This is a genomic window from Arthrobacter sp. AFG7.2, assembly GCF_002892835.1.
Lineage (GTDB): Bacteria > Actinomycetota > Actinomycetes > Actinomycetales > Micrococcaceae > Arthrobacter.
Map to the genome: position 1 here is coordinate 183,635 of NZ_PJMB01000008.1, position 10,253 is coordinate 193,887.

Consider the following 10,253-nt stretch of genomic DNA (forward strand, 5'->3'; position numbering starts at 1 on the left):
TGAGAGGATGGCCACCATGAGTGCGCCCATTGCCAAGCCGTGGCTATCCAGCCAGTCAGACCAGGACCCCCGTTCCGCTACGGGTTCTCCCCTCCGCTGGGGAGTCATCGCCACCGGCGGGATAGCACGCTCGGTGTCGCAGGACCTGGCCCTGCTTGCTGACGCGGAACTGTATGCCGTCAGCTCGAGGAGCCAGGATGCCGCGGACGCTTTTGCCGTGGCTTACGACTTTGCAAAGGCCTACGGAGACGACGGCGGGGTGCCCGGCTACCAGCGGCTGCTTGCGGATGAAAAAGTTGACGTTGTCTACGTGGCGACGCCCCACGCCCAGCACCACCAGATCGTTCTTGCCGCGCTCAATGCCGGCAAGCACGTTCTCTGCGAAAAGGCTTTCACAGTTAATGCCCGCGAAGCCGCTGAGCTCATCGAGGTTGCCCGGACCCGAAAACTTTTCCTGATGGAAGCAGTCTGGAGCCGCTTCCTGCCGAGCATGCAACGGGCTTTCGAGATCGCCGCCTCCGGTGAACTGGGGGAAATCCATTGGGTGACTGCCGACCTTGGCTTCCCTGCCCCGTACTCCCCCACTGCCAGGCTATGGGCCCCGCAGGACGGCGGCGGTGCGCTCCTCGATCTTTCGGTTTATCCACTGTTGTGGGCGCTGGGCACCCTCGGCTTCCCACAGACCGTCAGCGCCACGGGCTTTGTCAACGACGACGGCGTGGACGCCCAGAACTCCATGACCCTGGGATACAACCATGGAGCGCAGGTGCAGCTGACGTCCTCGCTGCTGGCCCATGGCCCCCGGACCGCCACGGTCGCCGGCAGCTTTGGATTCCTCCAGAGCGTGGGGTCGATCAACAACCCGCGAGAGCTGACAGTGTCCACGGGATGGGGGGACGAACGCCGTACCGAGGCCTTCGAAGCAGTGGGCCGCGGCTACGCGTACGAGCTGCGCGAAGTAACCCGCTGCATTCAACAGGGACTCACGGAAAGCCCTGTGATGCCACTGGAGGATACCTTGAACACCATGCGGCTCTTCGATGGCGTGCGCGCGCAGCTCGGTGTCAGCTATCCAAACGACAGCCACTGAACAGCCGCTTCTGCACCCTTTGGCTGAGCCGCAATCGGCTCGCTTCTGCTGATCTGTAATCCCGGCCTGTAATAACTGAGACGCAATGTTTTCATTCTTGTTGAGTTGTTGAGCCAACCCTAGACTTCCTCTAACAACCCGTCTTAGGCTTTAGCCATCGTCGAATGCAACAGTACTGGGGGTGGTACGCATGGCTGACAGCCGCTCGCCGTGGCGTGCGCTTCGGCCTGTATTCCTTGCAGGAGCTGCCACCCTTACCTGGTTGACGTTTTCAGCGCCAGGTGCTTCCGCGGACACGCTTCCGGATGCAACTTTCCTGTTGGGGGGCGTCACCAGTTCAATTTCTTCGGTGACGGATAAGCTGCCCGTGTCCGTGGCCGTTGCTAGCGAAGCTGCACTCGAAAGTTCCGCACCAGCGCAAGTTTTCACTCCCGCCCTGCCTGAACCCATAGTGGGAGATGTCTCAGACCGTGCGGACCACATTGCCTCCTCCTCCCTCCCCCTTGTGACCCACGTGGTCCCGGCAGGAACGGTATCGGTTCTTGCAGATCCGATTGCCCAGTTTGCGGACGCGGCAGCGGCGGAGGTTGTGAACGTTGCAGTTCCACCGGTGGCGGACGCACTTCCGGTGCTTGACCCTGTGCTGCAGCCTGTTGGAGACGCGGTGACCGGCGACGTCGTCCTTCCGCTTCCAGCCCCGCTTGAAATGGCTCCTGTCGAAGTTCGGGCCGAAGCCGTAACTGCGGCTAGGGAGGCGCCGGCTGCAGAACCGGCTGCGACGGCGGCGATGTTCGTGGTTTCCGACCTCGCCGCAACTGGGGAATCCCTGGCTTCAGGAACCACCATGATCCTGGCGGAACAGCCCGAGCCGCGGCCGGCCGCCCCTGTCGCGCCTGACTTTGCTGAAGAACAACCCGGCACGGTGGAACCTTCACCCGCCCCGGCCCAGGTTCCTTCCGCACCAGGCTCCGGCACTGGAAGCAGCGTCTCTTCTGCTGCTTCCTCCGGAGCGGCGGCCTGGCTGAACCACTTTACTTTTATCCCTCCAATGACCGGCAGTGTCTCTGCCGGTGAGACCTCCGAGCATGCCCCTGCACCGGTGTCCTTCGACCCCGGTTCCTCTCCTGACTAGTTGAGTCCCTTCTGCCTTTCGGCTGACCGCGGCCTGCGGCGCTGACCAGCGCCATAACTCAACTCACAGGAGAACTCATCATGAATCCCAGTCTTCGCAGGGGGATGCTCGGCACTCTCTTTACCGGCGGGCTTTTAGCTCTCGGTTGCACCGCGGCAAACGTCGCGGACGCCGCCAGCGGACCGGATCTTTCCGGATCCGCCCTTATCTCGGCGGCAGCGTCCGTTGACTCGACGTCGTTGGGCCTGCTGGGTGGTCCAACGCCGTCCGTTTCAGCGGATGTTGCCGCCGCCGTCGATGTCTCGCTCGGGGCAGTCACTGGCAGCGGAACAGACGCCACCGGGCCCGCCACGGCAGTCGTCGCCGACGTCGGCCTTGGTAGCCCGATTGCAGAGGTAACTCATGCGTCGGCAACTGGCGTTGTTGTGGCCGCGGACGCGGCGGGCAACGTCGGATCCGTCGGCGGCGGCACGGTCGACCTCGTCAACGCCGACGCCAACGTCACCATCGGCGGCAACGGCACCGTGAACCCAGGCACAACCGCTCCCGGTCCTGATAGCGGGAACACAAACAACACCGGCACCACGGGTAGTGGAACTGTCCCCGGGATCACCAGTACCGGCACCGGCGGGGTTTCCACAGCACCTGCTGCCGGCTCCACCGCAGTGGGCGGTGCCATCGCTGTTGACGCCGCGTCGGGCAGCACCGGCGCCCGCGGGACTCCGGCCCAGGGCACTAATGCGCTGGCAAAGACGGGAGTGGACGCCTCGATGCTCCCCCTCGCCCTCCTGCTTCTGATGGCAGGACTCCTCATGCTTCGTAAGCGCAAAGTGTCCTAAAGCCGAATGACCACTGACAATGCCTGCACCGCGCGCCTGAAGCGGCAGCACCGGGGCAGGCTGAACGGAAGGAGGTACGCCAGGCAAAGAGTCAAACACGAAGAAACATGTCTTCAGCACACATGTCCTTGTGACCGGTAGTCCGGCGGCGAAAAGCACGGTTTTCGCCGCCGGACCGCTGGCCTTCCGCAGATCTGGGGTCCCGGGTGAATCGTCCCTTTACTCCACCCCCCGTATAATTTGAGGTACGACAGTGCCGCAGCGCACCGGGAGGAACGGGTCATGGTGGCGGAATCGCCTAGCTCCATCAAGAATGAAGTGGTCGGCGGACGTTATCGGTTGGGCGAAGTCATTGGCCGCGGCGGTATGTCTTCGGTCTACTGCGCCCGGGACGAAAATCTGGGCCGCGACGTAGCCCTCAAGCTATTCGCCCCACAGGCACCGGACGCCGACGAACTGAAACGCCAGGAAGCGGAAATCCAGCTCCTTGCCACACTGAACCACCCGGGTCTGGTGACACTCTTTGATGCCGGCATCGATACCCGGATACCCGGCGAGCCACGGCCCTTCCTGACGATGGAGCTCATCGAGGGCCAGGACCTAAGGGCCCGGATCCGGCACAGCACGGTGCCCCTGGAGGAACTTGCCGTGATTGGCGCCGGCATCGCCGACGCCCTGGCCTATGTTCACGGGCTCGGCATTATTCACCGGGACATCAAGCCAGGCAACATTCTGCTGGTGCAGATCCGGCCGGGCGAACCCCTGCGTCCCAAGCTCACCGACTTCGGCATAGCCCGGATTGTTGATTCGACCAGGCTGACCGCCACGGGAACAATGGTGGGCACGGCGGCCTACCTCAGCCCTGAGCAGGCGCTGGGTAAGCCCCTTGCGCCATCCACAGACATCTATTCCCTCGGCCTGGTGCTGCTTGAGTGCATTAAGGGCACAGTGGAGTATCCGGGCAGCGCGGTTGAATCGGCTGTGGCACGGCTTCACCGGGCACCGGAAATTCCCGACGACGTCCCTGCCGAGTGGGCCGATCTCATCCGTTCGATGACAGCGATCGAGCCACTGGAGCGGCCGGCGGCTGCGGACATCGAAACCGCCCTGCGGCAGGCGCTGGTTTCGCCTGCATCAACACCGGGGGAACTCGCGCCTGAAACTACGCGGGTACTGCCCGCCATGCCGTTCCACCCGCCCTCAATCACCGCCGAGGAATCTGTGGATGAGATTCGGGAAGCTGCAGGGCCGGAGGCTCCGTTGTCCGAGGGACGAGAGCTGGGTACGCAAGCGCCGGTCCTGAACCAGGAACGCGCAAAGGACAGCAAGCCGCGGACAAAACGGTTCTGGCTTGCCGCTTTCCTTGGCCTCGTGGTGGTGGCGGCCTCCCTGGCGGCCGTCCTGATGACCCTGTCCTTCCAGTCACCGCCCGACGTCGTGCCGTATCCCACGGTGTCAGGGGTCCTCGGCGAGCACCTGGAAGAACTTCAGAAGAGCGTGGAACCGTGAGGTTGCTGCCCCAGATGCGGCGCGAGTTTGTGCTGGGTTGTTCCGCGGCCCTGCTGGCGTCCGGGCTGCTGACCGGATGCGGTACCGCTGAGGCCGGGATCCAGCGCGAGGCTGCACGGCAGCTCCAGGCCCGGGTCCTCGAAGTAACGCAGGCTTCGTCGCAGAACGATCCCGCCGCAGCCCTTCGGGCGCTGGAAGGCCTGGAGGCCGAACTGGAATCAGCCCAGGCTGAAGGGCGAATTTCCGAAGAACGGCGCCGAAGCATCACCACGATCGCCACAGCCGTCCGGGCAGACCTTAACGAGGCAATTGAGGCGGCCCAGAAGGCAGCGGCGGACAAGGCAGCCGAGGAAGATCGGATTGCGGCCGAAAAAGCGGCCGCTGCAACGCCGCCGCCGGTTATTGAAGTGCCTGCCCCGGCGCCCGCGCCGGAACCCGCCCCCGCCCCGGAACCTGTCCCTGCGCCCGCGCCGGAGGCCGGCAACGATGACAAGAAGGACAACGAGGGCAAAGGCAAGGACAAGGACTAGCGCGGACTCGCGGCAGGGAGCGCCGTCGATAACGACGGCGCTCCCTCCGCTATGCAGCTTCCTTAAGCAGCGTCCACGTCAGTCGGGGTGACGCTGGCGGCTGAGGCGCATCAAGACTGCGCTGACACTGCCGGGAACCGCTCCCATACTCTGTGGGCTCCAAGCAGACCCGTCAGCTCCTGAACCAGCGCCTCAGCATCTGCCGCTGAAACAACGCCCGGAGTGTCCTGCGGAATACCGGCACCGGCCAGGGCCTCGGCGCCGGAATCCCAGGTGCCAATTGCCTTTGCATGGCGGAACGCCTCAGTCAGCAGGAGCACTGCCCGTGGATCCGCGGTTCGCCCGGGAGCACCGGCCTTGGCATCAAGTCCGGGTGCGGCGTCGGGAGTCGGGGTGGCTGCTGCGGCAACAATGACCGCGTCGAACTCGGTGGAGCGTGCGGTGAGGTAGGTCCGCTGAACGGGGACCCCGCCGTCGTCCTCTGCTCCCAGGAAGCCTCCTGCCGGTGCGATCACCAGCGGAACGATTCCCTCGGCGTCGAGCGCCTTCCGTACCGTGTCCACGGCGGCGAGGTCGCTATGCTCATCGGCAAGGATACCGACGATGCGGCCGGCAACCGGCCAGGTCTTTCCTACTTGTGACAGCGCGGGACTCAGGTCCGAGGCCTGGACATGCTCCGTCGCCTCCGGAGCGGGAAGGCCAAGGCCCTTGGCCACCGCGGCGCACAGTCCGGCATCGATGTTGGCCAGGGCTGCGAGTTGCCGTTCCCGGATCGACTTCTCGTAACACTTGCCCAGCTCGAAAGTGTAGGCCTGGATGACGTGGTCCTGTTCGACGGCGGTCAGGCTGCGGAAGAAGAGGCCCACCTGGCTGTAGTGGTCGTCAAAAGAGGCCGGGTTCTTTCGCTCCTTGATCGAGGCCGCCAGCTCCTCCGGGACGTCGATGAAGGCACCGATATCCTGCCCGGCCATAAACGGGCAGCCGCCGTCCAGCGAGTTGGGGTGGTAGGGCGCTGCTCCCCCATGGACCGCTTGCTGGTGCATCCCGTCCCTAAGCATGTCATTGACGGGAGCGTGCGGGCGGTTGATGGGAAGCTGCGCGAAGTTGGGGCCGCCCAGCCGGGAGATCTGGGTGTCCAGGTAGGAGAACAGGCGCACCTGGAGCAGCGGATCATTCGTGACATCGATTCCCGGAACCAGGTGGCCCGGATGGAAGGCCACCTGCTCGGTTTCGGCAAAGTAGTTGGTGGGGTTGGCGTTCAGCGTCATGACCCCGATGGGCTGGACCGGAGCCAGTTCCTCAGGTACGAACTTGGTGGGATCCAGCAGGTCGATGCCTTGGAACATCTGGTCTTCGGTGTCCGGGAAGGTCTGGACGCCGAGTTCCCACTCCGGGTAGGCGCCGGCTTCGATGGCATCAGCCAGGTCCCGGCGGTGGAAGTCAGGGTCCATGCCGTTGATGATTTGCGCTTCCTCCCAGACCAGGGAGTGGACGCCCTGCTTGGGCTTCCAGTGGAACTTCACCAGGGTGGTTTTGCCCTCTGCATTGATGAAGCGGAAGGTGTGGACGCCGAAGCCTTCCATGGTCCGGTACGAGCGCGGGATCCCGCGGTCTGACATGTTCCACATGGTGTGCGCCTGGGCCTCTGTGTGCAGCGAGACGAAGTCCCAGAAAGTGTCGTGGGCACTTTGTGCCTGCGGGATCTCCCGGTCGGGGTGCGGTTTCGCTGCATGGACTATGTCCGGAAACTTGATGCCGTCCTGGATAAAGAACACGGGAATGTTGTTGCCCACCAGGTCGTACGTGCCTTCATCCGTGTAGAACTTGGTGGAAAAACCGCGGGTATCGCGGACTGTGTCCGCGGAGCCGCGGGAGCCCAGGACAGTTGAAAAGCGGACGAAGACGGGCGTCTCCACGTCCTTGGCCAGAAAGCCGGCACGGGTGATGTTGGCTGCGGTTCCGTAGGAGCGGAAAACACCGTGGGCGCCGGCACCGCGGGCGTGCACCACGCGTTCGGGGATTCGTTCGTGGTCAAAGTGCGTAATCTTTTCCCGCAGGTGGTGGTCCTGCAGCAGGATGGGCCCACGGGAACCGGCCTTCAGGGAATGATCCGTGTCGCCCAGACGAAGCCCCTGCGCAGTAGTGAGGTACTGGCCGGACTGGGCGCGGGCGGTTGCGGGGGCACCGGTAGGGCTTCCTGTCGGAGAGACAGCCTCGGGTGCCTGCTGGTCCGGTTTGGGCGGCAGCGGCTCACGTGGCGTTGTGGGTTCGTCCAGGCTGGCAGGTTCGCTGGCAGGGACGCCGGGAATGTGGATATTGCTTTCTTCTGGCACGAATTCTTCTCCTTAGGATAGGAAACCTAGCAGTCCCCGGCCGGAACCGGGATACTAAGCCTGCTTAGTACCCTAGCAACATTTCCTGAGGTCTCCATGCCCTGGCGGTAGCGGAAACAACAAAGGCGGCGTCCCGGAAGTCCGGAACGCCGCCTTGTTGACGGGTTAGCTCAGCGTGGCGAGAACCTTGTTCAGGGTGGCCGAGGGACGCATCACGGCGGAAGCCTTGGCATCGTCCGGGTGGTAGTAGCCTCCGATGTCCACCGGTGAGCCCTGGACCTCGGCCAGCTCGCCCACGATCGTCTCCTCCTTGGAGGAAAGCTCATTGGCGATGGAGCTGAATGCGGCGGCCAGGTCGGCGTCGTCCGTCTGCTTGGCCAGTTCCTCTGCCCAGTAGCGGGCCAGGTAGTAGTGGCTGCCACGGTTGTCCAGCTCACCGGCGCGGCGGCTGGGGGACTTGTTTTCCAGCAGGAACGTACCCGTGGCGCGGTCCAGGGTGTCGGCCAGCACCTGGGCGCGGGCGTTGTTCGTGGTGGTGGCCAGGTGCTCGAAGCTGACGGCCAGGGCCAGGAACTCGCCCAGGCTGTCCCAGCGGAGGTGGTTCTCCTTCAGCAGCTGCTGGACGTGCTTCGGAGCGGAGCCGCCGGCACCGGTTTCGAAGAGCCCGCCGCCGTTCATCAGCGGGACAACGGAGAGCATCTTGGCGCTGGTGCCCAGTTCCAGGATGGGGAACAGGTCCGTGAGGTAGTCGCGGAGGACGTTGCCGGACACCGAGATGGTGTCCTCGCCCTTGCGGATACGCTCCAGGGTGAAGGCGATGGCCTTGACCGGGGACATGATCTGGATGTCCAGGCCCTCGGTGTCGTGGTCCTTCAGGTACTCGTTGACCTTTGCGATGAGGTTGGCATCATGGGCGCGCTCCCCATCCAGCCAGAACACGGCCGGGGTCTGGGAAGCGCGGGCACGGGTGACGGCCAGCTTGACCCAGTCGCGGATGGGCAGGTCCTTGGTCTGGCAGGCGCGCCAGATGTCGCCCTCGGAAACCTGGTGCTCGATCAGGACGTTTCCGGAACCGTCGACGATCTGTACGGTGCCGGCTTCCTGGATCTCGAAGGTCTTATCGTGGCTGCCGTATTCCTCGGCGGCCTGGGCCATCAGGCCCACGTTGGGGACGGTTCCCATGGTGGTGGGATCGTAGGCGCCGTTGGCGCGGCAGTCGTCGAGGACAACCTGGTAGATGCCGGCGTAGGAGCTGTCCGGCAGGACGGCCAGAGTGTCAGCCTCCTTGCCGTCCGGGCCCCACATGTGGCCGGAGCTGCGGATCATGGCGGGCATGGAGGCGTCCACGATGACGTCGCTGGGGACGTTGAGGGTGGTGATGCCCTTGTCCGAGTCCACCATGGCCAGGGCGGGGCCTTCTTCGAGGCCCTTCTTGATGAGGTTCTGCACGCCGTCGCGCACGTCTTCCGGCAGGTCTTCCAGGCTGCTCAGGATGGCGGCCAGACCGTTGTTGGGGCTGATGCCGGCAGCTGAGAGCTGCTTGCCGTAGGTCTCGAACAGCTCGGAGAAGTAGGCCCTGACCACGTGGCCGAAGATGATGGGGTCCGAAACCTTCATCATGGTGGCCTTCAGGTGTGCGGAGAACAGCACGCCCTCTTCCTTGGCGCGGGCAACCTGCGTCTTCAGGAACTCGTCCAAGGCACCGGCGCGCATGACGGTGCCGTCAATGACCTCTCCGGCCAGCACCGGGAACGCCTTCTTCAGGACCTTCACGGAGCCGTCTTCGCGCACCAGCTGGATGGCGATGGTGCCCTCGGACTCGATCACAACGGACTTCTCGTTCGAACGGAAGTCGTCCTGGCCCATGGTGGCAACGTTGGTTTTCGAATCGGGGCTCCAGGCACCCATGGAGTGCGGGTTCTGGCGCGCGTAGTTCTTAACGGACAGGGGTGCGCGGCGGTCAGAGTTGCCCTCACGCAGCACCGGGTTCACGGCGGAGCCCTTGATCTTGTCGTAGCGCGAGCGGACGGCCGTTTCCTCATCCGAGGAGGGGTTGTCCGGGTAATCCGGCAGGGCGTAGCCCTGTTCCTGCAGCTCCGCGATGGCGGCCTTCAGCTGTGGGATGGAGGCGCTGATGTTGGGCAGCTTGATGATGTTGGCTTCCGGCGTCTTCGCCAGCTCACCGAGTTCAGCAAGGGCGTCACCGATCTGCTGCTCGGGGTTCAGGTAGTCACCGAAAACGGCGATGATGCGGCCGGCGAGCGAAATGTCGCGGGTCTCCACCTCCACACCTGCTGTCGAGGCAAACGCCTCGACGATGGGCAGGAACGAATAGGTAGCCAGCATCGGCGCTTCGTCGGTGTGGGTGTAGATAATCGTGGACATGCGCGGGCGTCTCCCTGTGGGTCGGCTTGGTTGTGAAAATTCGGTCTATTTCACCATGTACAACTTACCCGAGCGCGGGGATTTCAACCCTACCGGGGCCCCAGCGTTACCCCCGGCATGAGGAGGATTACAGCGATGGAGAACGGACGACGACGCCACGCGCCGAGGTGCCCATCCGCCGTCGCGCTTCACGCACGGCTGTCCTCCGGGGAGCCCGCCGCAGGCCATACATGAGACGTCACTACTATTTACAAACCTGTCATATGACGGTAAATTCGCATGGTCACTCCGGCCCTCCCCGGGGCCTCTTTCCCGTTCAGACAGGACAACAATGACACGCACCAGGTCTCTGGCTACTGGCTTCCTGAGCCTCTCAGCCGCCGCCGTTCTGGCACTCAGCACCGCCGGCGGGGCCGCCGCCGCGCCCGCGCCGGC

The 10,253-nt window shown here is 64.2% G+C and carries 7 protein-coding genes; 5 read left to right on the plus strand and 2 right to left on the minus strand.

Annotated features, from left to right (window positions below; genetic code table 11):
• Window positions 1-16 precede the first annotated feature (16 nt).
• From CXX84_RS14805 to CXX84_RS14825, 5 genes are all read left to right on the plus strand, one after another.
• Window positions 17-1,090: a Gfo/Idh/MocA family protein gene (locus tag CXX84_RS14805; RefSeq protein WP_102977494.1), complete on the plus strand. Its 1,074-nt coding sequence runs from the start codon at window positions 17-19 to the stop codon at window positions 1,088-1,090.
• A 451-nt stretch (window positions 1,091-1,541) separates the two neighbouring features.
• Window positions 1,542-2,222, plus strand: coding sequence for a hypothetical protein (locus tag CXX84_RS14810; protein ID WP_223253105.1), 681 nt, complete (start codon window positions 1,542-1,544; stop codon window positions 2,220-2,222).
• An 80-nt stretch (window positions 2,223-2,302) separates the two neighbouring features.
• Window positions 2,303-3,061 (plus strand): hypothetical protein, encoded by a 759-nt coding sequence (locus CXX84_RS14815; protein ID WP_146031884.1) that lies wholly within the window; start codon window positions 2,303-2,305, stop codon window positions 3,059-3,061.
• A gap of 282 nt (window positions 3,062-3,343) precedes the next feature.
• Entirely contained in the window at window positions 3,344-4,570 is a 1,227-nt protein-coding gene (locus tag CXX84_RS14820; RefSeq protein ID WP_102977478.1) for a serine/threonine-protein kinase, read from the plus strand.
• Complete coding sequence (locus tag CXX84_RS14825) at window positions 4,567-5,100, plus strand: FIMAH domain-containing protein (protein WP_223253106.1); 534 nt, start codon at window positions 4,567-4,569, stop codon at window positions 5,098-5,100. The genes CXX84_RS14820 and CXX84_RS14825 overlap by 4 nt, the downstream gene beginning before the upstream one ends.
• Before the next feature lie 110 nt (window positions 5,101-5,210).
• Here the strand turns inward: CXX84_RS14825 and CXX84_RS14830 are convergent, their stop codons facing one another.
• Both CXX84_RS14830 and CXX84_RS14835 read right to left on the minus strand, forming a co-directional pair.
• Window positions 5,211-7,433, minus strand: coding sequence for a catalase (locus tag CXX84_RS14830; protein ID WP_102977479.1), 2,223 nt, complete (start codon window positions 7,431-7,433; stop codon window positions 5,211-5,213).
• Between the two features lie 165 nt (window positions 7,434-7,598).
• Complete coding sequence (locus CXX84_RS14835) at window positions 7,599-9,818, minus strand: NADP-dependent isocitrate dehydrogenase (RefSeq protein ID WP_102977480.1); 2,220 nt, start codon at window positions 9,816-9,818, stop codon at window positions 7,599-7,601.
• Window positions 9,819-10,253 lie beyond the last annotated feature (435 nt).

Excerpts from the sequence above, each read along its gene's own strand:
- CXX84_RS14805 (WP_102977494.1), top strand. The coding sequence starts at position 17 with ATGAGTGCGCCCATTGCCAAGCCGTGGCTATCCAGCCAGTCAGACCAG.
- CXX84_RS14815 (WP_146031884.1), top strand. The coding sequence starts at position 2,303 with ATGAATCCCAGTCTTCGCAGGGGGATGCTCGGCACTCTCTTTACCGGC.
- CXX84_RS14820 (WP_102977478.1), top strand. The coding sequence starts at position 3,344 with ATGGTGGCGGAATCGCCTAGCTCCATCAAGAATGAAGTGGTCGGCGGA.
- CXX84_RS14835 (WP_102977480.1), bottom strand. The coding sequence starts at position 9,818 with ATGTCCACGATTATCTACACCCACACCGACGAAGCGCCGATGCTGGCT.